This window comes from Streptomyces sp. NBC_01264 (assembly GCF_026340675.1).
GTDB lineage: Bacteria > Actinomycetota > Actinomycetes > Streptomycetales > Streptomycetaceae > Streptomyces.
Genome location: NZ_JAPEOX010000001.1, coordinates 1,913,459 through 1,935,780 on the forward strand (window position 1 = coordinate 1,913,459; position 22,322 = coordinate 1,935,780).

Here is a 22,322-nt window from a genome sequence, read left to right on the forward strand (position 1 = left end):
TGGATGGTGAGGATGGCGCCGAGGAGGGTGGAGTCGGGAGCCTGTGCGGCGGCCTGCTTGAGTTCGGTGAGCGGCCTACCGAAGAGGGTTTCGATGCGGTTGCGGAGCTCGCGGGAGGTCCGATCGGACAGGTGCGTTCCTTCAGGGGTGTCGGGACCGGGCCGCGGTTGTGGCGGTGTTCGCCTTCGGGCTGGCCGTGGGGGTGACCTGGTGACGGCCAGCGTTGGAGGCTTCGCGGCCGGGCATGCTGCGGAGCAGCCGGGTGAGGGCGGTGATGATCTCGGTGCGGGAGGAGAGGGCCGCTTCTAGCCACTGGACGTCCATGCGGAAGTCAGCCGCGTCGAGTTCGTTCTGGTCGCGGTCGGGCGCGGTGGCCTGGTGCATGCGGTCCCGTACCCGGTTCACGTGCGATTCGGTGACGGCGAGGAAGGAGCGGAGCTCCATCGCCCGTAACAGCGCGGGCCCTGCCTGGCCGGCGGTCGCCGTGCGGTAGAGCTCGGATACCGGCTGGCCGAACGCGGACTCGATCGCCTGGTCCTGACTGCTCACACGCGACGGGGTACTCATCGCCCGGTGGATCGAGCGGCGTTCGCCGGCGGGCGAGGCGGCAACGCCGTGGATGCCTGCGAGATGGTCCGACCCTGGGGTCGGTCCCCTCGCCAGACCTGTCGCGCATTGGGGTCGAGCAGATGGCGCAGGACCATGGCGCGGCCGTCTCGTGCTGCGACCGCAGTATTGACGTGGTGCGCGATGGCCATCTGGGACGGGGTGAGTTCGCCGGGAGCCGGTCCGATGGCCGCGAGCAAGGTGTTCTCGGCCCGGTCCACCACAGTCTGGGCTTCGGCTGTCAGCCCGTACCAGTGAAGGACTTCGGTGGCGGGATGCACTCGACCGGTGGCGGCCGCTACCTGGCGGAGGTCATCGAGCGGCTGCTGAAAGGCTGCCTCTATGTGCTGGGTGAGGACACCCATGACGTCGTCGGATGACACATCTCTCCTTTCGGGAATGCGGGGTTCGACCGGCGGGCGTGTTCCGCGTACGGCCTTCTCTAATACTCCGGAGAATCCGGGAATTTGATAAACACGAAAGGGCTGATACAAGGCCATCGGCGGCGAGCTGGATATCGTTCAGCGCCGACGGGCGAGGCCCGGAATCGGGGGCTGAACCGGAGCCTGGCGGGGAGCTGTTCGAGAGGTGAGGGGTGCCGGGCGAAGGGGGACATTCGGACCGTCGATCCAGTCCATCGCGGCATCAAATGTGGGGAATACGCCCTCGCGGAGGGTGTGAGTGAAGGACTCCATGTCGGCAACCTCGTGCAGGAGCCGGTAGGGGTGGGGATCCTTTTCGTCGAGGGCGCGCAGTACGACAACGACGACCGGTGCCTGCGCCGAGTCGTCGGTGTCGCTGTGCAGCAGCGCGAAGTGGTCGCCGTCGCCCATCAGGCGCTCTTGCAGGGCAACTGTCCGCTTGTCAGCGGGTGTGGTGCCCATGCCTTTCGGGAGGCGGATTTCCTCACGCGGGCATCCTCGGGAAATCAGCCAGGACTGCACCATCACCGCGAGCGGAAGGCTGGCGAACTCGAAGGTGAAGGTCTTGGCCGTCAGGTCGCGGTCGATGTGGAGGGCCAGGAGCTGGGGAAGTCCGGGGATTCCCCAGGTGACGGATTCATCGAAGATGACGTGGTAGCTGTGGCGGCCGTCGGGCGTGTGATGCTCGGCCAGCCGGCACAGCGTGTGGAGGTTGGAGTCGATCGCGTCGTAGAAGTCCCTGTCCACGGAGTCGTCGGCGGGCTCGAAGCCGTCGAGGCGCAGGGCAGGGCGGCGGTCAGGATCTGGCACGTGCCTGCTTTCGGCAGTGGCTGGGTCAGGCCAGCGGGGAACGGGAAGGAGTTCGGGGGCCCGGCTGCGGGGGCGGGCGGGTGCCGATGGCGGGGCGCCGGGTGCCTGCGAGGACTGAGCGGCCAAGGTCGGTGACCGTGACGGGCTGGCCCGCGTGCAGAGAGTGCGAGGGATCGCGGGCGACGAGGCCGGCGTCCTCAAGACGCTCGAAGTCGTACTGGGTGATCTTGGTTCCGGCTGCCGTAGCGACGGATAGGCGCCGCGTCATGAGGTTTTCGTGGAGTTTGGCGCCGCGGGCGATGGCGAGGAGGGCCGCGAAGTCCGGTGGTGAGATGTCGGGGCACAGCGGCCTGGAGGGACGAGGACCGGCCTGTTCCAGCGGTACGAGCAGGGTGAGTACTTCGCCGAGGAGCTGGTCGCGGGTGGCGACGGCTTCCTTGAGGTGGGCGAGACCGCGATCGATCCGGCCGAGTACAGCGTTGTCGATCTCGAACTGTCCGCTGGTCAGACATCCCATGCCGTTTCATGTCAAGAGGGATAGAGCTGGGCGTGGTGTGACCAGGCGGTTGCTTCGTCGTAGTGGGTGCGGGTTTTGAGGCATCCGTGGAGGATGCCGACGAGGCGGTTTCCGACCTGGCGGAGGGCAGGGTTGTAGCCGGCGTCGCGGGCGCGCTGCTTGTCGTAGTAGCGGCGGGCGCCGGGTGAGGTGTTCAGCGCGGAGAACGCCTGGAGTTGCAGGGCCGAGGCGAGGCGGTTGTTGCGGACGTAGCGGGCCTGGACGGTGTGGCTCTTGCCGGAGGCCCGGGTGATAGGGCTGGTCCCGGCGTAGTTCTTGCGGGCCTTCGCGTTGTCGTAGCGGGTGGGGTCGTCCCCGAACTCGGCGAGCACCCGGGCGCCGGTGATCTCCGCGATGCCGGGCATCGAGAGGTAGATCTCAGCGTCCGGGTGCTCAAGAAAATGTGCCTTCACCTGCCTTTCGAGCTCGGCTATCTGCTCGTTCAGACTGATCAGCAGGCGCGCGTGGGCTGTCGCGGCGGCCGCGTAGGCGGCGGTCACCGGTTCGGGCAGACCGAGGTGTTCTTCTCGCAGCGCGGTCTGGATCGTGGCGGCTTTCTGGGGCCGGTTGTGCCGGCGGTGGCGGGTCAGGACCGCGGTGATCTGGGGGCGCGTCAGCTTCGCCGCGGTGGCGGGCGTGGGCGCCTTGATCAGCAGCTCCAGTGCGTCCGTGCTGGTCAGCGCCAAGTCGGCGTAGGCGTCCAGGGCCGCGGGGAAGTACTCGCGCAGCGTATTGCGCAGCCGCTGGAAGGTGCGGGTGCGTTCCCAGATCAGTGTCTGGTGGGCACGGGCGACGACCTTCACGGCCTGGGCCTGCTCGCTGTCTCCAGCGACGGGCCGCAACTGGTCACGGTCGATACGGACCATGTCTGCCAGCGCGTGCGCATCGCCTTTATCGCTCTTGGCGCCGGAGGTTCCGTAGCGTTCCTTGAACCGGTTGACCTGCCTCGGGTTGATCGCGAACACCTGGTAGCCGGAGGCGATCAGGGCCTGCACCCACGGGCCGCGATCGGTCTCGATCCCCACCACCACCTCGGCGGAGTCCACATCCGCGCCACCGTACTTCGCGATGAGCGCGTGCAGTTTCGCGATGCCCTCCACCCCCTCGGGCAGGGTCGCGACGGCCAGCTTGCGGCCCGTCCCGTCCTGGACCTCGACATCGTGATGGTCTTCGGCCCAGTCGTCACCGATCAGCAGCAACAGTTCTCTCCCGCTCGTATCCGTTCGTTCAGTTGCACAGCAGCCTGCGGAAGGCACGGCACGCGGCCTAATGGATCCAGTGCTCACGCCCGTGGGCGGGCACGCCATCCCATCAGCGGTCATGGCCTCCCGGCCGACCAGCAGGGGCACGGTCTGACCACAGAACTCGAACGGCTCCGGCATCGGAAGTGCTCACCTGCTGGCGGCTACAACATCAAGTCTCTACGACCCGATACGTCCCATTAGGCGCTGGAGCAGGGTGCGGTTGAAGGTCAGGGTGGCCTGCGCTTTCGCCAGTGCACGGTGTGCGTGGACGAGACGGGCAACGGGCTCGGTCAGCAGGTTGCTGTCATCGAGGCGCCAGAGGGCCTCGACGGAGTTCCCAGTGACGGCTTCGATCCGGTCATCGATCCCGGTCGGGTCCTTGTGGATGGGCATAAAGGTCCTGTCGGACGAGCTGGAGAGGGGCCGGCAGAGCAAGGAGCGCGAGCGGGAGCCGTACTTCCAGATGGGCGCCGTCGGGCCGCTCGACGGTGGGGCCGAGTCGCCGCAGGAGGGCCAGCATCGGGTGGTTGGACCGCTCGACGTACGCGTGCAGGGTGCGGGCTCCCGCGGTCCGAGCGTGGTCTGCGGCCGTGTGGATCAGCCGGGTCCCGATGCCGCGGCGGTGGTGCGGGTCGGCGACCTGAATGCCGAGGTCAACGGTGCCGGGTTCGTTGCGGACCGGGCCGATGGACACGAGTCCGATGGCGGCGCCGGCTTCGGTTGCCGCCCAGCACTGCGAGAGGGTCAACAACCGCTCCCAGTCGCGCTGTCGAATCTGGGTGTGACCCCATCGGCGGTGCAGCGAGTTCTCGGCGCACCCGCGGTGGAAGGCATCCATCAGGGGCCAGTCGGCTGCTCCGGTCCGGCGGATCTGGGTCGGCCCGGTGTGCTGGGTACTCAGGGTGTGGCTCGCCCCTGCGCGCACGCGGGGGCCTCCACCTCGCAGGTGCAGCAGCAGGTGGCGCGGGCGCGTAGGGCCTGCACAAGCACAGCGAGGAGGGAGCAGGCGCAGGTGTCGCTGGCGGTGTCCGCAATGACGGCGTCGTCAGCCGACCGCGGGCAAGACGTCGTGGGGGTACAGGGGGCTGCGACCGGACATGCTCGGCTGCTCAAGGGGTTGCGCCTCTCGGATGGTGGGAGACGGGAGACGGGGTGGCGGGCCGCCCGAGGGGCAGGCCGACCGTGATCGGCTTGGGGTGCGCGGTGGTCTGCGGGGATCTCGCCCGGGCCGCGTGGGCGAGCGCGCTCAGGGGCCGGTGCGCGATGCCCAGGCGTTCTGCGACGACCTTGTAGATCTCGTTCTGGGCACGTGGCCTGAGCGCGACGACGAAGACCTCGCGCCGGTGCTCCGACCCTTCCGGCGCGGGGCGCAGTCCGTAGACCATGCGCCATCGGGCGGAGTCGATGTAGACCTTCCGGAACCCAGCCAGGGTTCCGGTCAGTTCCCGGCCGTGGCGCTGGCCGGTGACCGCGTCCTGGAGGCGGGAGAGCGCCACATCCCGGACGTCGGCGGGCGCGGCAAGCAGGTCGTTCAAGGCCCGAGGGTCAAGAGACAGGCTGTACACGGGCTCGGCGGGGCCGTTCACGACACCCCTTGAGGCCCGTTCGCCTCCGCGGCCGGCGTGGGAGCCTTCGGCCCCGGCAGCAATCGGTGGGAGGGTCGGCTCGGATCGGTCATGCACGCCGAGAGGGGCCCGCCCGGGGCGCGCACCGCGGCCATGGTGTGGGTGAGGAAGTCGCGGTGCCAGACGGCCGGACCGGACAGACCTGCCTCGGGTTCCATGTGCTGCTGGTAGGCCATCCACAGGGCGTGGAGCCAGCCCACGACGTCAAGATGCTCCTGCCACTGCTGGCACCAGGGCGCCGACGTGGTGACCTCCGCGCCGTAGACGTCGAGGAGAACGTCCTGGACCCAGTCGGTGAGGGCGTCGAGCTCGGCCTCGTACTCCTCGCCGTCGAGGGCGAGGATGAAGCGCGGCTCGGGCGGTGGTTCCGGCATCGAGCGCGAGCCCGGCATCGGCATGCCGGCGAACGGGGACATCCCCGGGAGCGGTTCGGCGGAGAGCGTGTCCAGAAGGCGGGCCTGCTCGGCCGACTGGTCCATCAGCCGGCGCACCGAGGCCTCCAGGTTGTCCAGCTCTGTGTCCGGCAGCCTGATCGGCTCCAACCGCCTCTGATCAGGATCGGTGGATTCAGACATGGAGGTCCTCCTTGACGCCGCACAAGGCGGGAAATGGGCTGCCACTTCCAGCAGCATGGGAATCCGCTGATTCCGAATTCACGAACCAGCTGCTATGTCCGACCGGGGCAGGGGAACCCCCTGCCCCGGAAGCCGGTCATGCGGCGAGGATGAAGTCCTCGCGGGTGAGGGTCTGGTTGAGGGTTTCGGTAAGCCGGTCGGCCGCTATGCGGCTGTACTCGGCGGTCTTCTCCACACCGATAAAGCTGCGGCCCTCCAGCAGGGCCGCGACTCCGGTGGAGCCGCTGCCAGCGCAGAAGTCGAGGACGGTGCCCTGCTCCGGGCAGATCTTCACGAGCTCCCGCATGACGGAGACCGGCTTCTGCGTGATGTGCTGACGCTCCTTGCCCGAGGGCTGCGAGGCGCTGTAGAGACCAGGCAGGTAGACCTCGTTCTGGGAGCCGTCCAGAGCGCCCTTGCTGCCCCAGATGACGAACTCTAGGTTCTGGGTGAAACGGCCCTTCTGCGGCCTGGCCTGCGGCTTGTGCCAGCCCAGGACGCCGCGCCACAGCCAGCCAGCGGCCTGCAGGGCGTCGGTCGTGGTCGGCAGCTGCCGCCAGTCGCTGAACAGGAGCGCGGTGCCGCCCGGCTTCGTCAGCCGGTGCGCCTCGGTCATGATCTGCGTCAGCCAGAACGAATAGGACCGCTGGTCCATGTTCTCGCCGGTGAAGTCCGGCAGAGCGTGCTTGGCGTCGTTGGAGGTGTACTTCTGCCGCGCCGTACGGGACGTGCGCTCCTTCGCCGTCCGGCCGCCGCTGTTGTACGGCGGGTCGGTGATGACGGAGTCGACACAGGCATCGGGCAGGGTGGCGAGCACGCTGAGCGCATCGCCCTGGTGAAGGGAAAAGGGCAAGGGTGTACCGCGATTCTGATTGATGAAGGGGAAACCCCCAGCGCGACGGCGCATCCCCGGACGTCATGAAGGGCGACGTCCGGCGGGTGCGGTGGCGGGGATATCGAAAAGGCTAGGGCACGATCCGGGAATGACGACGGCCGCTCACGGCTGTTTCGGGAAGTCCGGATCGGCACTTAGTGTTTTGGATGTCCCGACCGGCACAGCCCGGTTGGACATCCCTTCTCCCCGACTTCCGTGCCGGAGGCATGCCTTGATCCGAATCACCTAGACGTGCGCCGGCCCCGGACGAGCGGCAACTCGACCGGACATGCCGGCCTCCCTGATCACCTACCGCCGGCCGTAGCGTCTTTCCGCTCCTCAACGCGCCACGGCCTGGCCCTCATCCAAGGAACCTTCCCATGGCACATCCATGCCCTGAGGCAGCTGATGCCTCCGTCGACCAGCCTGTCCCCGCGCTGAGGCGGCCCGATTGAGAGCGCTGGCCGCCGCGATAGGCCTCGTCTGCCTGTCCCCGCTCCTCCTCGCAGCCACCGCAGCCGTAGCGGCGGCGGGCTCCGCCGGACGCTCGACCACGTGCAACACGGGGTTCGGTACCGATGCGGCGGCCGTGGCCAAGGCCGTCGAGGCGATCCTCGGCAGCAACGGCTCTTCCAGCCAGGACGTACGCGTCGAGGGCCTGGAGCTGCCCGCCGAACAGATCCCCCACGCGAAGACCATCGTCGCCACAGGCATCTCCCTACACGTCCCCGAGCGCGGCCAGGTCGTGGCGCTCGCCACCGCGATCCAGGAATCCCGCCTGCGGAATCTGGACTACGGCGACCGCGACAGCCTGGGCTTGTTCCAGCAGCGTCCCAGCCAGGGGTGGGGAACGCCTGCGCAGATCCGCGACCCCGTCTACGCGAGCACCGAGTTCTACAACGCGCTCCTCAAGGTGCCCGGTTGGGAGAGCCTGACCGTCACCCAGGCCGCACAGAAGGTCCAGCTCAGCGGATTCCCCAACGCGTACGCCCAGTGGGAGCCGCTCGCCCGGGCCCTGCAGCAGGCCATCGTCAAGGTCCTGCCCGGCGGCGGAAACCCGGCCCCCGGGGGACAGCCCCCGGCTGCCGGCGGATGCACCGGCGGCGGGGACTTCGGGCCGATCCCCGAGGGCACGGTGCCCGAGGGGTACGAGATCCCCAAGGACGCACCCGCGAAGGTCCAGAGCGCGATCCGCTGGTCCATGGGCCAGCTCGGCACGATGTACCAGTGGGGCGGCACCTGCCTCGCCTCCCACGGCCCGGACCCGATGGGCCGATGTGACTGCTCCAGCCTGACCCAGCAGTCCTACAACGCGGCCGGCATCACCCTCACCCGCACCACGTACACCCAGGTCAACGAAGGTTCCAGCATGCCGGTGTCCGGCATCAAGCCGGGCGACCTGCTGTTCACCCGCCCCGGCCCCAACGGACCCGAGCACGTGGCCATGGCCATCGGCTCCGCGAAGGGCACGGTCCTCGCGATCGAGGCCCCGCGGACTGGAAAACCGGTCCGGATCGTGACCCAAGCCAGTCTCGGCGACATCATCGCCGTCCGGCGGATGGTCCCCGTTCCCTGACCGCCTGACGGCCGTCCTTTCCTATCCGGCTTCCTCACCGGATCTCCCAGCGACCGGGCGCTGCCCTCGCTTCCCCCTCAGAACACGCCACCGCACGAGGCCGAACTGCCAGTGCGTGCAAGGAGTTCAGCACAGCCATGCCCACGATCGACCGCATCATCTACCTCGCGTACGACCCGGGCGTCACCCCTAAGGACGGCGGCCTGCCGGGCCTGTCGGTCCTCAAGGATGTCGTCAACTCCATCAACCTCTACGGGATCATCGCCGTCGTCGGTGCCCTCTCGGTCAGCCTCGCCGTCTGGGCCTGGGGCCACTTCACCGGCGGCCACAACAGCGAGGCAAACGGGAAGAAGGGCGCCCTGGTGTCTGCGGGCGCGGCCCTCGGTCTCGGTGCCGCCAACGGCGCCGTCGCCTTCTTCACCACGCTCGGCTCCCAGGTCAAGTAGTGGCGAAACGATCACGCAAGCGCGCTCGCCCCCGCATGTACAGCCACGCAGGCCACTGGCCGGCCAACAAGCGCATCACCTTCCTCGCCATCGGCCTGGCCGTCCTCCTCGCCTTCGCCGGGCTCGCCGCATGGTGGACCGGGCGCTCCGAAACCGACCGGCCCACATCCCTCAGCCCTTCCGGCGCACCGCCGACCACGGCCCCGGCGCAGTCTCCGGCCGGCGGTACCGGCACGGTGGCCCCGCCGGCGAAGATCTCCGACCCGCTCGCGTACGGGAAGGCAGCGGCGCAGGTGCTGTGGACGTACGACACCCGCACCACGAGTCACACCCAGCACCTCGCCGGTCTTCGCGGCTGGGTCACCCAGGAGACGAAGTACGCGGACTGGCCTGGAATCCAGGCCCAGATCCCCGACCCGGTCCTGTGGACCCGGATGCACGACAACGCCCAGCACGCCGAGGCCAACATCAGCGAGTCCCGGTTCCCCAGCAGCTTCAAGCAGGCGCTGGCCGAGGATCCCGCCGCGCTGACCACCGCGTACATCTACTTCGTCACCGTCACCGGCAAGCAGCAGATCAGCTGGAACGGCGGCGGCGCCGGGGCCGAGGACCGCTCGGTCACCCTCGCCGTGCAGTGCCGCGCAGGAGCCGACTGCTCCCTCGTCGCGATCTCGCCCCGAGTCCTGCCGTGATCCGCCCCGCTCCCTGAAAGGAGGCATCCCCTATGGGGTTCTGTGACCTGCCCATGGCGAACAAGTTGTGCTCCGCTGCCGACCTGATCGACTTCGCCAACGACCCCGGCAAGGCGATCACCGAAGGCATCGGGAACTGGATCGCGAAATCGGTCGGGGAACTGGCGATGGCCTCGGCCGACCTCGCCGTCGATGGCATCACCGCCACTACCAAGATCGACCTCAACGCGACGTGGTTCAGGGACAACTACGAGACGCTGCTGCCCATCGGCCTCGTCATGCTCGTGGCGACCATGTGCGCTCAGCTGGTACGTGCCGCGATCAAGAGGGACGGCCAGGCCCTGACCCAGGCGTTCACCGGCACCTTCATGGGCGTGCTCTTCTCGTTCAGCGCCATCGCCCTGACCACGGTCGCGATCGAAGTCGTCGATGCCCTCAGTGACGGGCTCTTCGCGGCGGCCGGCACCTCCATGGAGGAGGCGGTCCGGCGCAGCATCAAGGCCTCCGTCATCGGCGGCGTGGCCGGGCTCGGCTGGATGGTGCCCGCGTTCGTCGGGATCGGCACAGCCGTCGGCGCGTTCATGTTCTGGTGCGTGATGCTGATGCGCAAGGTGGGCATCCTGGTCCTCGTCACGCTGGCGGTCTTCGCCGGTGCCGGCGGCGGCTGGGAAGTCGCACGCCGTTGGCGCCGCGGATGGATCGAGGCCACCGCAACCCTCGTCGTCTCCAAGCTCCTGATGACCGTCATCTTCATCCTCGGCATCTCCGCGCTCGGCGACACCGAGGGCAAGGACGGCACCCAGGCCCTGGCCGACGTCATGGCCGGCATCGTCATCATGTGCCTGGTCCTGCTCGCCCCGTACGCGACGTTCAAATTTGTGCACTGGGCGGCTGAGGGCACGGACGGCGAATCCATTCACCGCGCCGGTGGAGCCGGTGCACAGGTTGCCCGTCAGCACACTGAGCAGGCAGCCCGCAAGGCCGCGACCATGGCCGCGACAGGCGGAGCCGGCGGAGCGGCAGCAGGATCCGCCGCTCCCCAGGGTCCCGACTCGCTCGCAAGCGGCGGGTTCCCCGGCGATGTCGCCTCCCAATCGAGTGGTGGCGGCGGGCAGAAGCAGGGCTCCCAGGAGGGTGGCGGCATGTCGCCCGCGATGGACGCGCTGACGAAGGCGGTCCAGCCTCCGCCGACCAGCCCGCAGCAGGACACCAGCGGACAGCCCGGAGGCCCCTCCGGCCAGCAGCCCGGCGGCGGTTCCCCCGCCAGCCCGGACTCGAGCGGCACGCAGTGGTCGGGCCGCGGCACCGGTTCCCCGCCCCCGCAGGGAGCCGCCCCGTCGGCCGACGCAGGCCAGGCGACCGGACCGGCGGCCCCGACGCCGCCGCCCGCCGGCAACTGATCCCCATCCGCTGACGGCAGGAAGCCCCGTGGGACGCGCCGCGCCCGCTCCGGCGCGTCCCACGGACCCACCCCGGCCTCCCGCCCGTACCTGAACGGCCCTCCCTTGTCAGACCTGACACTCTCCCCCATGACGGTGAAGTTCCCCATCCGCTCCCGTCGCGGCATCCTCCTCGGCCTCACCCTCCCCCAGCTCGTCCTCGTCTCGATCACCCTCGCGCTGCTGCTCGCGACCGTCGTGACCTCCGGCCTGCTCGGCGCCCTCGCCCTGACACCGATCTGGGCGGCCATCGCCACCCTCACCTTCGTACGCCGCCAAGGCCGGTCCCTGATCGACTGGGCGCCGATCATCGTCCGCTACGCGCAGCGCCGCCGTACCGGGCAGACCATGTGGCTGGCCCGCGCTGTCTCCCGGCCCCGCTTGGACGGACTGCTCCACCTGCCCGGCACCACCGCGTCGCTGCGCGTCGTCACACCGGACGGCTCCCAGGCCGCCGCCGTCCACGACCCCCAGCAGCAGACCCTGACCGCGGTCGCCCGCGTCACCTCCCGGGCGTTCGCGCTGCTCGACCCGGGCACCCAGAACGCGAACGTCGCCAACTGGGGCCGGGCGCTGGCGAGCATCGCCCGCACCGGGCACGTCGCCACCGTCCAGGTCCTGGAGCGCACGGTGCCCGACTCCGGGGACGGGCTGGCCCGTCACTGGGCCCAGCACGGCAACGCCCAGACCCCCGTCGCCGGCCAGGTGTACTCAGAGCTGCTGGCATCCGCCGGACCGGCCGCCGCCCCGCACGAGGCGTACATCGCGATCTCCCTGGACCTCAAGGCCGCCAAGCGCCTCATCTCCCAGGCCGGCGGCGGCCTCGCCGGAGCCTTCACCGTCATGGCCACGACCACGAGCTCGGTCTCCCAGGCCGCCCGCTCCTCCGGACTGACCGTCACCGGCTGGCTGACCGCCCGCGAGATCTCGGCCGTGATCCGCACCGCGTACGACCCGAAGGCCATGTCCGCCCTGCAGCAGTGGTCTCCCAACGGCCGTGCCGAGGCTGACCCGGCCGCCGCCGGTCCCGTGGTTCAGATCGAGGAGAGCGACCGGCTCGCCACCGACTCCGCACGCCACGCCACCTACTGGGTGGAGGCCTGGCCGCGGACCGAGACGGGCGCCGGCTTCCTCCATGGCCTCCTCTTCAGCGCCGGCGTTCGGCGCAGCTTCTCCCTTATATACGCACCGCAGGCCCTCACGGCCGCCCTCCGTGATGTCCAGCGCCGCAAGGCGACGATCATCGCCGACGTCGCCGAGCGGCGCCGCAAGGGCATGGTCGACAGCGAAGAGGACAACGTCGAGTACACCGACGTCAAAGACCGCGAGCGCCAGCTGATCGCCGGCCACGCCGACGTCGCCCTCACCGGCCTGATCACCGTCAGCGCCGAGACCGACGCCCTCCTCGACGCAGCCTGCGCGCAGATCGAGACCGCCGCCGTCACCGCCCAAGTCGACCTGCGGCGGCTCCTGTTCCAGCAGCCCGACGCCTTCGCCCTCGCCGCGCTGCCTCTGGCCCGCGCCGCCCTCTAGCAGCGGCGCACCGTCCCTGCCCCGCAGGAAGGACTCCGTGACACCCCCCACCCCGCTGCCCGACTCACATCCCTATCTGCGCGCCGCCACCGCCGGTATCCGCCACCACGCCCGCGGCCTGATTCCCAGCGCTCCAGTGCCCGCCGACCGGGTCCATCTCGACACCGTGCACGCCCACCTCACGGCGCTCCATCACCTCCTCGACCAGCTCACCGACACCACCCGCACCACCTGGCCGACCGCTGGCCGTCACCTCGCCGGCGCCCACACCCGCCTGTGGCAGGCCGCAGCCGAAGTCCACGACGCCTTCCACACCCTCCCGGCGACAACCGCCGCCCCCGGCGCGGCTGAGGAGTGTGATCCGGACCGGCTTCCCGAGGGCCCGCCCGTGCTGACCATCTGCCAGCGCCACCTCACTGCCGGCCACGCCATCCGGCGCAAGACGACCCCTGCCGACCTGCGCGGTCACGTCACCCACTGCGGGCGATGACCACCCCCGCCCTCACGAGATCAGGCCGCCCCCGATGACCCACCGGCCCGCACGCCGCGCCCGACGCGCCAGCGCATCGCCCCTGTTCACCCCGCACGGCACCGACCGCGCTACCCGCCGGGCCGCGCGACGCCAGCTCGCCGAAGCCCAGGCCAAGGCCCGCGAAACCGCCGCGTCGCTCCCCGGCGGATACCTGCCGACCGAGGCCGAGATGCCGCTGCCGCTGTACCCGCCCTCCGGGCGTCCCGGCCCCGCCTCAGCCCGCGGCAACAAGCTGCGGCTGCCCGCCCACCGCATGACCACCGCTACCGCGAGCGGCGCGTACCCCTTCCTCGCCGAGGGCGGCCTCGGCGCCGACGGCGTCTACATCGGTCGAGACGTCCACGCCGAGGCGTCGTTCACGTTCGACCCCTTCTCCCTCTACGGGAAGATCGAAGGCTTCACCAACCCGAACGTGCTGCTCGCCGGAGTGATCGGCCAGGGCAAGAGCGCCCTCGCGAAGTCCTTCGCGCTCCGCAGCGTCGCCTTCGGGTACAAGGTGTACGTCCCCTGCGACCCGAAGGGCGAGTGGACGCCCGTCGCCACAGCCCTCGGTGGAACCTCCATCGCTCTCGGCCCCGGCCTGCCCGGCAAGTTGAACCCGCTCGACGCTGCGCCCCGCCCGAACAGCGTTACGGAAGCGGACTGGGCGGGCGAGATACGCAAGCGGCGACTCCTGCTTCTCGGTTCCCTGGCCCGCACCGTCCTCGGCCGCGATCTCCAGCCGATGGAGCACACCGCCCTCGATGTCGCCCTCGACGCCGTCGTCCAGGCCGCTGCCGCGGCCGGGCGCACCCCCCTGCTCGGCGACATCGCCCACACCCTCAACCAGCCCAACCTCCTCGACCAAGCCGGCGGCACCATGTCCGGCCACCTCGGCGACGCCGCCCGCGACCTCGCCCATGCCCTGCGGCGCATGGTCCACGGAGACCTGAGCGGCATGTTCGACGCCCAGTCGACCATCCGCTTCGACCCCAACAGCCCGATGCTCACCATCGACCTCTCACGGCTGGGTGGATCGGGCGACGACACCGCCCTCGTGCTGGCGATGACCTGCGCATCGGCCTGGATGGAGTCCGCGCTCACCGACCCGCGCGGTGGCCGGCGCTGGGTCGTGTACGACGAGGCCTGGCGGCTGATGCGCCACGCCGGCCTCCTGGAGCGCATGCAGGCCCAGTGGAAGCTGAGCCGTGGCCTTGGCATCGCCAACTTGATGGTCATCCACCGGCTGTCGGACCTGCTCACCGCAGGCGACGTCGGCTCCCGAGGCCGCGCCCTCGCCGAAGGTCTCCTCGCCGACTGCTCCACCCGCATCATCTACCGCCAGGAGAACGACCAGCTCGCCGCAGCCGCTGGACTCCTCGGCCTCACCAGCGTCGAGACGCAGGCCATCTCCCACCTGAACCGGGGCCGCGGCCTGTGGCGGGTCGCCGGACGGTCCTTCATCGTCCAGCACCTCCTCCATCCCCACGAAGCCGCCCTCTTCGACACAGATGCCCGGATGCACTAGCTATCCGACCAATCCACCAACTTGAGGAACCGATCATCGAATTCCACCCCACCGCCACCATTTTTCCCATGCTCGACGAGGACGAACTCCACGCGCTTGCTGAGGACATCCGTCAGCTCGGCCAGCTCCAGCCCATCGTCCTGGACAGCGCAGGACGCCTTCTCGACGGACGAAACCGCCTCAAAGCCTGCGAGCTCATCGGCATCAAGCCGGTCTTCGCCACCTACGACGGCGACGATCCCGACGCATACGCCCTGTCCGTGAACGCGCGCCGACGCAACCTGACCAAGGGACAGCTGGCCATGATCGCGGCCAAGGCCCTTTCAATCACTGAACAGTCGCACCGTTCAGCCGCTGAACAGTCCGCTCGTTCAGTCAGTGAACAAGCAGGGGTGTCCCTCGGCCGGATCGGCCAAGCCAACACCGTCCTACGCCACGCCCCCGACCTGGTCGATCCCGTCATCAACGGCGCCATCACCATCGACGAGGCCTACAAGACGGCACGCGAAGCGAAGAACCACGCCGAGTCGGCGGAATCCCAGCTCGCCCGACTCCGCTCCGAGGACCAGGAACTGGCCGATCGAGTGGTCGAAGGAGAACTAACCCTGGCCGGCGCCTGGGCGGAGCGGAAAGCCCGCGCGGAAGAAGAAGTACGCCAGCGCAAGGTCGCCACCCAGTTCCTGTGCGAGGTCGTACCGCCCCTCGCACAGGCGCGCGGCACGAACACCGCCGGCAAGTTCGACCCCGAATTCGTGCTGCCGGGCAGATCCATAACCCAGGAAGTCATCCAGAACGCCATGACCGCCCTGACAGAGATGGCCGCGACCCTACGGGCGCGTGATCTCGCATGAGTGCACAGTCCGACGCCCGCCTGTGGCAGATCGTCGAGGAAGCCGCCGCCGCCGTCACCGACGAAACCGGCCGCTTCCGCAAGGGCGACCTCGAAAGCGAGCTCCGCACGCGGTTCGCCCACGAAGATCTCGAAGTACATGTCCGAGCCGCGGCAGCCGACAAACTCGTCCAAGGCCTCGTGCGGGGATTCGGCGAGCGCCGCAGCCCCAAGCTGCGCCGGCAGTCGGGAATGTTCCACCCCGAAGGCATCCTGAAGCTGGGCAACGGCATCTGGGTCTGGATGGACCGCGCCACCCGCAACGACCTCCTGGAGTGGGGCCGCCTGTCCACCCGGAACCTTGCGCGGGTCGCAACAGCCGAGATCGACCGCCAGCGCTACGTCGCCGAGCGGCTCGATGCATTCCGCGAGCACACCGGCTTCGATTTCCTCGGAGAGCTGGAAAAGACCGTCTTCGGGTACGTCGCGTCGGAGGCGGAGGACCCCTTCAGCGATGACGATCCGCTGCCGGATCCCGAAGGCCTTCTCGATGGTGGCCAGCAGCGATGACCTCCTCCGAGCGTCCGCGCCCATTGGCCCCGCTCCCCGACCATCGCAAGACCGAGGACCCCGCGTGGCAGCGGGCGTGGGCGAACAACGCGTACCTGACGACCCCGCTCCGCGAGCGCGGCATGGTCTGCGATGTCCAGCAGGGTCTCCAGTACAGGCTCGTCTACGCCTATCCGCCCGGCCACGACTCGGTCCTCGTCATCGGCCCCGAGGGCTACGGCTGGCTGGTGACCCACCAGGCACCCGCGGAGGACTGGACCGACTTCTCCGTCGTCTACGACTCCCGCGCCGGCAGCACATCTCCAGCGGGCCCTGATGCAGAACACGGCAGCCAGATCGGCCCCCTGCTTGCAGCCATAGACGCTCACGTCGCCCGCCTTCCCCGCGTGCCCGCTGCTCCCATTTCGACCGTGCCCCGGCAAGCAGGGTCGTCCGCAGGGAAACCGACGCGCACCCGTTGACCAGACCCGATCGGATATCCATGGACCGACCACCCGGACTAAGTGACGCCGACTGGGCCGACTACCGGACAGCCGCCCGCGACGACGCACTCATCCAGAGCGAACTTGCCGATCGCGAGGCTCAGATCGAAGGCGGGCTCATCAGCTCCTACGAGGAGTACGACTTCACCTGGGAGCCGGCCGACGACCGCACCTGGCCCGGCGGCCTCGATGATCTCACAGCCGCGTTCGAGCAGGCCATGCAGAGCATCGTCCTGCTGGACGCGTCCGGCAACGTGCCCAAAGCTCCACTGCAGCCCCTGCTGTACCAGCAGATGCGCCAGGCCCAAGGGCTCGCCCGTGCAGCCAACCGAGTGCTCGACGAGGCAGCGAGGCCAGACCAGCTCCCGACGCCCCGAGGTATCGCCGCGCTCGCTCACCTTGCTTCCGCCGCTGCTCTGAGCGCAGCGGCCGTGGGCGGCCTGGCCGAGGCCCTCAAGACCGAGGCCGAACCTTCCAGGAGTCCCCGGCACACCGTCGAATGGCGTCTGGTCATCGCCCACGCCGACGCCCGCCGAGACCTACGCCGGGCCGGCGAGGCCATCCGCTCCGCCAAGGCGCAGATCGCCCCACCTCCCCCTGCCCTCAGTGTCATGCGGACAACCGGCATCGCCCAACGCCCCACGCCTGGGCCCCTTCCCCGAATCCGGCGCTGACCCAGGACAAGCAGAACGAGAGGCCTCCTTCCGTGTACCACCCCGCCAGCATCCGCATCGGTCTGCACACAGCAGGCCCGCTGGACCAAGCCCCCAGGACGCCGCTCCAACGACTCCTGTGGAGCCGCGGGTTCACCTACTCGCCGCGCTACAACGGATACGTGCCGCCGCTGTCCCTCTCCGTTGACCAGCAGATCCATCTCGTCCACGACGCCGTACACGCCGTGCACTCCCTCGGCCATCCCGTCGCGCACTTCCACCACCCCGAGGCCGGCCTGTGACGAGCCCCGGCCCGAACCGCCCGACGGAGGACACGACCAAGGACACCAGCCTGTTCCTGTTCGCTCAGCAGCTGGCCACACGCCTGGGTCCCGCCTGGGCGGCATCTGCTCGGCAGAGCCCCCACACCACTAGCACGGTGGGGTGGGACCTAGCGGAGAAGCGCTGTTGGGACAGAGAGGAAGGCGTCGTCAGCCGAGCCCTGCGCCGTGCAGTAGACAGCGAGCGAGCCGTCCTCACCCATCCGCACGGATTCCAGCTCTACCTGATGGAGCGGCCGGGACGGGCGCGGCAGACCCTCGTGGCCGGACTACTCCCCGCAGGAATCCGGGAATTCGGTTCGGTTCAGGCTCCGGCCGCAATCTCCGTGCTGAGGGACCCTGCCCGCGCCGCCGCGACCATGCGGAGCCGAGGTTTCCTGCCGCGCTACCGGCTGGCCGCCGCTCGCGTGTCGAGGGAGACCCGGTTCAAGGGCGTTCACCAGGTCATGTTTGGCCAGGACTTCGACGGTAGCCCGCTCGTCAACGTGCTGTCGCAGCACGCGGCACGCCTCTTGCTGCACGTGGACTCCCCCTGGCTGCTCGATCCGGAATCCGGCCTGTGCCGTCCCCGGGACCCCGCCAGTGATGCGGGAGAACTCGTCCGCTCCGCGGGCGCCCTCCTGCAGTCTTACGGCTACAGGGTCACCGTCACCTCGGCCCACCCCTGGGACCACGCCCTCCAGCCTCCCACCAGGCCTCTCCCGCCACCTGCGCCAGGTCCGCCGCCTGGCAGGTCCGCCGGACAGACCCGCTGACAAGGCCAGCCGCCTCTCCCTTGGCGCGCGTAGAGCGCGCCTGCTTCCCCTGGAGTCACCCTGGCAACCCGATCGACCATCGCCCGCCCCACGGAGACCGGCTTCACCGGCATCTACGTGCACTGGGACGGATACCCCAGCAACCACCTTCCCCTCTTGCTCGCGGCTCATCAGCACCGCTTCGCCGGTGACACCGCCGCCCTTGCCGCCCACCTCATCGACTCGCCCACCGTCGGATGGAACTCGCTCGGCGACGACCTCCTCAACGGCGCACCCGAGGAACTCCGCCAGCACCTCGTCGGCCAGTACGGCGGCCCGGGGCCAAGCTCGACCATCGACAACATGTACACACCCGACGGCAGCCCCGCGGAGCGGATGACCTGCGACGAGTCCGCAGCCGGACAAGGGTGGCTGCAGTGGGCCTACGTCCTCCACCCGCACGGCATCGAGGTCCTCCCGCTCTCGGAGTCCGTCACCGGATCCGTCGTGGCCTGGGACCAGGACCCGACGACACCCTTCCCGGATGACGTACGGGCCTGGCTCCCCGGACGGCGCACACCACCCGCGACCACCGTCCATAAGCCGGCCCCCCTGAGCACGTCGCCCGCCAAGACGGTACGCCGGTGACCAGCGGGACCGTTCCGTCCCAGGCTGATGCCGCGGACAGCACGCATCCGGAGACCGACCCGCAGGCATGCCCGGGGCCCGCAGGCCTTCGGCGGCAGGCTCGCCTGGAGGCAGGACCGTACCTCGCCGGCCTGGAGCTCCCCGATCCGGGCCGCGCGGTCCGCGCCTGGGCTGAGCAGGGGGCCCAGGCCCCGTCTGCGGCGGCACTCCACCTCCTCGTGGACGGCGCCACCGGAGCGGACGGCGCCCTGCTCGAACTCCGTGACCTCCTTCGCGCCGCCGCTACGTGGTGCCTGGAACACGAAGAACTGGACCTCGCTCGGCGGTACGCACACACCAGCGATCTCTTCGACGTCGCCGACCGACTGCTCTACCAGCTGGGTGTCGACCTGCTCACTGCCGCGCACGAGGCCCGTACCGCGCCCTGACCGCCCCGCGCAGCGCCACCGATCGCCGAGCAGGCGCCACCTCCCCACGACGAAAGGACCCTTGAGCCCTTGGAAGCCCCGCACCTCCATCTCGGCTGGCACCCCGACTACGGCTTCGTCGCCGCGTCCACCCCGCTTCTGACCGACCACCTGCGCGACTGGGCCCTCGAACGTGTCCAGTTCGAACCCGTCCCCGGCACCAACCTGCACCGCCTCACCGAGCCGGGCCAGGACGGCCAGCGCCGCGCCCGTCAGGCCGTGACCGCGATCCGCGGCCTGGGCTTGGTCGTCAAGGCGGACTTCACCCTCGATCCGGAACTCACCCCCGACCCGCCGCGGCCCACCGTGAGCCGCCGCCTCGCCGAGCGCCAGGCCCGTGTCGCGGGCGCGGCCGCAGCCCAGTCACCTCAACGCGCCGCACCTATCCCCAGCGCCGTCGCCTCGGCCAACCAGGCGGTGCCCGTCGCGGTGCCGGCGAGCGCGGTCACCGGCCCAGCGCGAGGCCGGTAGCCCCGGCCAGGACTGCGTTCACCTGATTCGTCCCACTTCTCTCCGAGGAATTCCCTTTTGGCTATTCGAACCCATTGGACTGTCGAGCACCCCTGCGGCCACCAGGTCGATCATGACCTCTCGACTCGGCCTGCTGATAGGCGCGCCGGCCTCGCGCGCTGGCTCGGCACGAAGGACTGCACCGCCTGCTGGAAGGCAGCCCGCGGCGGCGACACCGAGAGCCGGGAAGCCTGGCTCGCCGGCAAGCGTGCCGAGGAGCAGGCCGCCGCCACGGAGTGGGCGGCCAAGTTCTCCATGCCACCGCTGGAAGGCCCCGAACGTGCTCTGGCATGGGGCGAACGCAGCCGACATCAGCTGGTCACCGCCGCATATGAGGGTCTCGTGGTCGAAGGGACCTGGGATGAATCCGACTGGTCGACGCTGGAGGAGGCAGTCCGCGGCATCCGCCGGGCGGGGTGGTGGATCGACCAGCGCGACGCCGAAGGGACCGACCTGCCCGAGCTCGTCGACGCCGTCTCCGAAGCCGACCGCGGCAACGAGAACCCCCACCTGTAGCTGCTTCTATCCCACATTCCGCGAATTCGATAATCCGGGATTCTCCGCATCATTAAAGTAATCCCCTTCGCCAACCGGCGCCCATTCGCGGAAGGACCCGACTATGCCCGAAGCTGTTCCCCGCCCGCCCTATGCCACCCCCGCGGACACCCTCACCCCCAACCGGGACATCACCCACGGCCACTTCGCCCCCGGCGACCGCGTCGTGGTCATCCACGGCGTGGCGGGGGACAGCCTCTACGGTGACGCCGTCACCGTTGTCGCCCCGTCCTGGCACACCCCCACCGACGAGGACGGGTGGAGGCTGCGCAACCCGCTCGGCGGGCAGCACACCTTCGTCACCGGCCACCCGCGCTACCTCATCCACCTGGACCGGCACTGCCCGGACTGCCTGATCCACATGCGGGCCCTGGAGGAACTCCTCCTGCCCCGCCTTGCCACGGAAGCCGAGAACACCGAGATCGACTGCGGCTGGTACAGCCTGACCGCACTCGACCAGCTCGTCCACGTCGCCGACACCAAGCACGGCCAGTGATCCCCCTGGTCCGGCCTCGACTCTTTCACGTCGAGGACGTCTTCGAAGATGCCCTCGGCCGGCCCGTACTCCACGCCGATGACCTGACCGCGTTCACCGTGGTTGCTCACGGTCCGGCCGTCACCCAGCGGCCGGTGCTGGAGGAGAACGCCCGCATGTGGAGTGCGGAGGAGTGGGTCGAACATCTCGAAGAGCCTTTCCACGAGCACCCCTTCGCCGCCAGCCCCGGGGGTGACCGACACGCGGTCCTCCATCTGGAGCTCCGACTCCACCCGCATGATCCGGGGCAGCATCCCGCCACGTGGGAGCAGATCGCCGTACGGATGGCACAGGCCTCGGGCGTCGCCGCACCGACCGACGAGCTCGGGTGCCGCTGGGTGGCCTTCCTCTCGGAAACGAACACGCTCCACGTCGTCGCCAACCTCATCCGCGCCGACGGCTCATGGACCGACGTGTCGCGCGGCCTCGCCCGCCATCTCACCGCCGAAGCACGGCGCCTCGAACTCGACTTCGGCCTCCACGCCCCGAAGGCGGACGGAGGCCTTACGGAGGCGCCCATCCACCTCGGAGGGGATACCGAGAAGCTGCTCGCGGCACTGGCGGACCCCGACCGGGGACTGCTCGCCCAGGCCGCGCGCGTCAGTGCCCGAACCTCCGAGGCCCTCGCCTACCGCTTCGGGCAGACCAATGACATCAGCACCCGGATCGCGGCCGTCGTCACCCACCTGCGAGCGCTGAACGCCGAGGTCACCACCATCGCCACCCTGGCCGACCCCGCGTGGACGAGGCCGGCCCAACCCACCACGGTCCTCCGCGTTCCGGCCGCTGCCACGCAGCCGAGCATTCCTGGCCCGCGGAGACGCTGACCCAACTGGAGCCAGCCATAGCCCTATCCGACCGCGCCGTGCACATCTCCCGCGATCCGCACTCCGACGAGATCATCGCCCGTGGCGGGGACGAGGAAGCCGAGTCGATCCTGCAACGCGCAGGGTTCATCGTCGTCGCCCGCGCTCATGACCGCTACCACCGTCTCCCCTACGCCCTCGACGGAGACGAACAGCTCCATCTGCCCCGACGGGCAGTCGCGCTGCTGAAGGCGGCCGGTTACGCCGTCCAGCACGATCCCGCTTTCGCCGCTACCCAGATGGCGTTCCACGACCTGACGCTTGGCGGACAGGTCGCGAACCTGGCCCAGAGGATCCGGGCCGCCGAGCACAGTGAGGATGCCACCGCCGTTCTGACCGAGCTGGTGGCGCCCGGCGACGGTGTCCTGCCGGCAGCTGTCGAGGTCCTCGAAGCCGCAGCGGAGTTCGTCGGCGGCCTCGGTGAAGACGCCGACCCTCATCACGCCGCCCGGATCCGCGGCCTCGCGGAGAAGATCGCGGTGGTCAGCATCGAGATCTCCGCGTACCGCAACGCTCTCGCGGACCGGCATACCGCGCACCCTCTTCGTCCGGCCTGCACCGGAGTCGAGAGCACCGAGCGCGAAGCATCCGTCATCTGCTCCTGCCCACCGCCCCCTCCCCCGGCTCCCGCCGTACGCCGCGGGCGCTGAACTTCC

At 69.7% G+C, this 22,322-nt stretch carries 30 protein-coding genes; 21 read left to right on the plus strand and 9 right to left on the minus strand.

All coding sequences use genetic code 11. The features are described from left to right. Window positions 1-141: 141 nt before the first annotated feature. Entirely contained in the window at window positions 142-549 is a 408-nt protein-coding gene (locus tag OG435_RS08685; protein ID WP_266876245.1) for a hypothetical protein, read from the minus strand. A gap of 140 nt (window positions 550-689) precedes the next feature. Between OG435_RS08685 and OG435_RS08690 the strand changes: the two genes are divergently transcribed. Next, on the plus strand, window positions 690-986 hold the full coding sequence (locus OG435_RS08690) for a hypothetical protein (RefSeq protein ID WP_266876246.1): 297 nt from the start codon (window positions 690-692) through the stop codon (window positions 984-986). A gap of 141 nt (window positions 987-1,127) precedes the next feature. Here OG435_RS08690 and OG435_RS08695 read toward each other — a convergent pair whose 3' ends face one another. From OG435_RS08695 to OG435_RS08730, 8 genes are all read right to left on the minus strand, one after another. Then, the gene (locus tag OG435_RS08695) at window positions 1,128-1,838 is read right to left on the minus strand and encodes a hypothetical protein (RefSeq protein WP_266876247.1); all 711 of its coding nucleotides are present in this window, start codon (window positions 1,836-1,838) and stop codon (window positions 1,128-1,130) included. 25 nt (window positions 1,839-1,863) lie between these two features. Then, window positions 1,864-2,355: a hypothetical protein gene (locus OG435_RS08700; RefSeq protein WP_266876248.1), complete on the minus strand. Its 492-nt coding sequence runs from the start codon at window positions 2,353-2,355 to the stop codon at window positions 1,864-1,866. Window positions 2,356-2,366: 11 nt separating this feature from the next. After that, complete coding sequence (locus OG435_RS08705; RefSeq protein WP_266875563.1) at window positions 2,367-3,593, minus strand: IS110 family transposase; 1,227 nt, start codon at window positions 3,591-3,593, stop codon at window positions 2,367-2,369. A gap of 222 nt (window positions 3,594-3,815) precedes the next feature. Next, window positions 3,816-4,031: a hypothetical protein gene (locus OG435_RS08710; protein ID WP_266876249.1), complete on the minus strand. Its 216-nt coding sequence runs from the start codon at window positions 4,029-4,031 to the stop codon at window positions 3,816-3,818. After that, the gene (locus OG435_RS08715; RefSeq protein WP_266876250.1) at window positions 3,997-4,563 is read right to left on the minus strand and encodes a GNAT family N-acetyltransferase; all 567 of its coding nucleotides are present in this window, start codon (window positions 4,561-4,563) and stop codon (window positions 3,997-3,999) included. Before OG435_RS08715 ends, OG435_RS08710 begins: the two co-directional genes overlap by 35 nt. 184 nt (window positions 4,564-4,747) lie before the next feature. Beyond that, the gene (locus tag OG435_RS08720; protein WP_266876251.1) at window positions 4,748-5,173 is read right to left on the minus strand and encodes a hypothetical protein; all 426 of its coding nucleotides are present in this window, start codon (window positions 5,171-5,173) and stop codon (window positions 4,748-4,750) included. A gap of 47 nt (window positions 5,174-5,220) precedes the next feature. Then, window positions 5,221-5,838, minus strand: a complete 618-nt coding sequence (locus OG435_RS08725; RefSeq protein WP_266876252.1) for a DUF4913 domain-containing protein — start codon at window positions 5,836-5,838, stop codon at window positions 5,221-5,223. A 136-nt stretch (window positions 5,839-5,974) separates the two neighbouring features. Further along, window positions 5,975-6,730 (minus strand): DNA-methyltransferase, encoded by a 756-nt coding sequence (locus tag OG435_RS08730; RefSeq protein ID WP_266876253.1) that lies wholly within the window; start codon window positions 6,728-6,730, stop codon window positions 5,975-5,977. Window positions 6,731-7,202: 472 nt separating this feature from the next. Between OG435_RS08730 and OG435_RS08735 the strand changes: the two genes are divergently transcribed. From OG435_RS08735 to OG435_RS08830, 20 genes are all read left to right on the plus strand, one after another. Further along, window positions 7,203-8,327, plus strand: coding sequence for a C40 family peptidase (locus tag OG435_RS08735; protein ID WP_266876254.1), 1,125 nt, complete (start codon window positions 7,203-7,205; stop codon window positions 8,325-8,327). Between the two features lie 137 nt (window positions 8,328-8,464). Beyond that, a complete protein-coding gene (locus OG435_RS08740) occupies window positions 8,465-8,773 on the plus strand; it encodes a DUF6112 family protein (protein ID WP_266876255.1) in 309 nt (102 codons plus the stop codon). A gap of 35 nt (window positions 8,774-8,808) precedes the next feature. Beyond that, window positions 8,809-9,465 (plus strand): hypothetical protein, encoded by a 657-nt coding sequence (locus OG435_RS08745; RefSeq protein ID WP_266876256.1) that lies wholly within the window; start codon window positions 8,809-8,811, stop codon window positions 9,463-9,465. A 32-nt stretch (window positions 9,466-9,497) separates the two neighbouring features. Next, entirely contained in the window at window positions 9,498-10,865 is a 1,368-nt protein-coding gene (locus OG435_RS08750; protein ID WP_266876257.1) for an SCO6881 family protein, read from the plus strand. A 129-nt stretch (window positions 10,866-10,994) separates the two neighbouring features. After that, a complete protein-coding gene (locus tag OG435_RS08755; RefSeq protein ID WP_430625599.1) occupies window positions 10,995-12,437 on the plus strand; it encodes an SCO6880 family protein in 1,443 nt (480 codons plus the stop codon). 37 nt (window positions 12,438-12,474) lie between these two features. Beyond that, window positions 12,475-12,927 (plus strand): DUF6238 family protein, encoded by a 453-nt coding sequence (locus OG435_RS08760; RefSeq protein WP_266876259.1) that lies wholly within the window; start codon window positions 12,475-12,477, stop codon window positions 12,925-12,927. A 34-nt stretch (window positions 12,928-12,961) separates the two neighbouring features. After that, window positions 12,962-14,476 (plus strand): ATP-binding protein, encoded by a 1,515-nt coding sequence (locus tag OG435_RS08765; RefSeq protein ID WP_266876260.1) that lies wholly within the window; start codon window positions 12,962-12,964, stop codon window positions 14,474-14,476. Window positions 14,477-14,544: 68 nt separating this feature from the next. Further along, entirely contained in the window at window positions 14,545-15,327 is a 783-nt protein-coding gene (locus tag OG435_RS08770) for a ParB/RepB/Spo0J family partition protein (RefSeq protein ID WP_266876261.1), read from the plus strand. Further along, entirely contained in the window at window positions 15,324-15,875 is a 552-nt protein-coding gene (locus OG435_RS08775; RefSeq protein ID WP_266876262.1) for a hypothetical protein, read from the plus strand. The genes OG435_RS08770 and OG435_RS08775 overlap by 4 nt, the downstream gene beginning before the upstream one ends. Next, window positions 15,872-16,336 (plus strand): hypothetical protein, encoded by a 465-nt coding sequence (locus OG435_RS08780; RefSeq protein ID WP_266876263.1) that lies wholly within the window; start codon window positions 15,872-15,874, stop codon window positions 16,334-16,336. Before OG435_RS08775 ends, OG435_RS08780 begins: the two co-directional genes overlap by 4 nt. A gap of 20 nt (window positions 16,337-16,356) precedes the next feature. Beyond that, a complete protein-coding gene (locus OG435_RS08785) occupies window positions 16,357-17,031 on the plus strand; it encodes a hypothetical protein (protein ID WP_266876264.1) in 675 nt (224 codons plus the stop codon). Between the two features lie 32 nt (window positions 17,032-17,063). Next, window positions 17,064-17,312: a hypothetical protein gene (locus tag OG435_RS08790; protein ID WP_266876265.1), complete on the plus strand. Its 249-nt coding sequence runs from the start codon at window positions 17,064-17,066 to the stop codon at window positions 17,310-17,312. Next, window positions 17,309-18,106, plus strand: coding sequence for a hypothetical protein (locus tag OG435_RS08795; RefSeq protein WP_266876266.1), 798 nt, complete (start codon window positions 17,309-17,311; stop codon window positions 18,104-18,106). The genes OG435_RS08790 and OG435_RS08795 overlap by 4 nt, the downstream gene beginning before the upstream one ends. A 156-nt stretch (window positions 18,107-18,262) precedes the next feature. Further along, window positions 18,263-18,733, plus strand: coding sequence for a hypothetical protein (locus OG435_RS08800; RefSeq protein ID WP_266876267.1), 471 nt, complete (start codon window positions 18,263-18,265; stop codon window positions 18,731-18,733). Next, window positions 18,730-19,161: a hypothetical protein gene (locus OG435_RS08805; protein WP_266876268.1), complete on the plus strand. Its 432-nt coding sequence runs from the start codon at window positions 18,730-18,732 to the stop codon at window positions 19,159-19,161. Before OG435_RS08800 ends, OG435_RS08805 begins: the two co-directional genes overlap by 4 nt. A 69-nt stretch (window positions 19,162-19,230) precedes the next feature. Beyond that, window positions 19,231-19,671: a hypothetical protein gene (locus tag OG435_RS08810; RefSeq protein ID WP_266876269.1), complete on the plus strand. Its 441-nt coding sequence runs from the start codon at window positions 19,231-19,233 to the stop codon at window positions 19,669-19,671. A gap of 57 nt (window positions 19,672-19,728) precedes the next feature. Then, window positions 19,729-20,226, plus strand: coding sequence for a hypothetical protein (locus OG435_RS08815; protein ID WP_266876270.1), 498 nt, complete (start codon window positions 19,729-19,731; stop codon window positions 20,224-20,226). A gap of 103 nt (window positions 20,227-20,329) precedes the next feature. Then, the gene (locus OG435_RS08820; RefSeq protein ID WP_266876271.1) at window positions 20,330-20,761 is read left to right on the plus strand and encodes a hypothetical protein; all 432 of its coding nucleotides are present in this window, start codon (window positions 20,330-20,332) and stop codon (window positions 20,759-20,761) included. After that, a complete protein-coding gene (locus tag OG435_RS08825) occupies window positions 20,758-21,627 on the plus strand; it encodes a hypothetical protein (protein WP_266876272.1) in 870 nt (289 codons plus the stop codon). The genes OG435_RS08820 and OG435_RS08825 overlap by 4 nt, the downstream gene beginning before the upstream one ends. 38 nt (window positions 21,628-21,665) lie before the next feature. Then, entirely contained in the window at window positions 21,666-22,316 is a 651-nt protein-coding gene (locus OG435_RS08830) for a hypothetical protein (protein ID WP_266876274.1), read from the plus strand. Window positions 22,317-22,322: the final 6 nt, after the last annotated feature.

Bases quoted from the DNA above. Each gene is read 5' to 3' on its own strand.
- OG435_RS08690 (WP_266876246.1), top strand. From the start codon at position 690: ATGGCGCAGGACCATGGCGCGGCCGTCTCGTGCTGCGACCGCAGTATT.
- OG435_RS08700 (WP_266876248.1), bottom strand. From the start codon at position 2,355: ATGGGATGTCTGACCAGCGGACAGTTCGAGATCGACAACGCTGTACTC.
- OG435_RS08710 (WP_266876249.1), bottom strand. From the start codon at position 4,031: ATGCCCATCCACAAGGACCCGACCGGGATCGATGACCGGATCGAAGCC.
- OG435_RS08725 (WP_266876252.1), bottom strand. From the start codon at position 5,838: ATGTCTGAATCCACCGATCCTGATCAGAGGCGGTTGGAGCCGATCAGG.
- OG435_RS08740 (WP_266876255.1), top strand. From the start codon at position 8,465: ATGCCCACGATCGACCGCATCATCTACCTCGCGTACGACCCGGGCGTC.
- OG435_RS08745 (WP_266876256.1), top strand. From the start codon at position 8,809: ATGTACAGCCACGCAGGCCACTGGCCGGCCAACAAGCGCATCACCTTC.
- OG435_RS08750 (WP_266876257.1), top strand. From the start codon at position 9,498: ATGGGGTTCTGTGACCTGCCCATGGCGAACAAGTTGTGCTCCGCTGCC.
- OG435_RS08755 (WP_430625599.1), top strand. From the start codon at position 10,995: ATGACGGTGAAGTTCCCCATCCGCTCCCGTCGCGGCATCCTCCTCGGC.
- OG435_RS08765 (WP_266876260.1), top strand. From the start codon at position 12,962: ATGACCCACCGGCCCGCACGCCGCGCCCGACGCGCCAGCGCATCGCCC.
- OG435_RS08770 (WP_266876261.1), top strand. From the start codon at position 14,545: ATGCTCGACGAGGACGAACTCCACGCGCTTGCTGAGGACATCCGTCAG.
- OG435_RS08775 (WP_266876262.1), top strand. From the start codon at position 15,324: ATGAGTGCACAGTCCGACGCCCGCCTGTGGCAGATCGTCGAGGAAGCC.
- OG435_RS08780 (WP_266876263.1), top strand. From the start codon at position 15,872: ATGACCTCCTCCGAGCGTCCGCGCCCATTGGCCCCGCTCCCCGACCAT.
- OG435_RS08785 (WP_266876264.1), top strand. From the start codon at position 16,357: ATGGACCGACCACCCGGACTAAGTGACGCCGACTGGGCCGACTACCGG.
- OG435_RS08820 (WP_266876271.1), top strand. From the start codon at position 20,330: ATGCCCGAAGCTGTTCCCCGCCCGCCCTATGCCACCCCCGCGGACACC.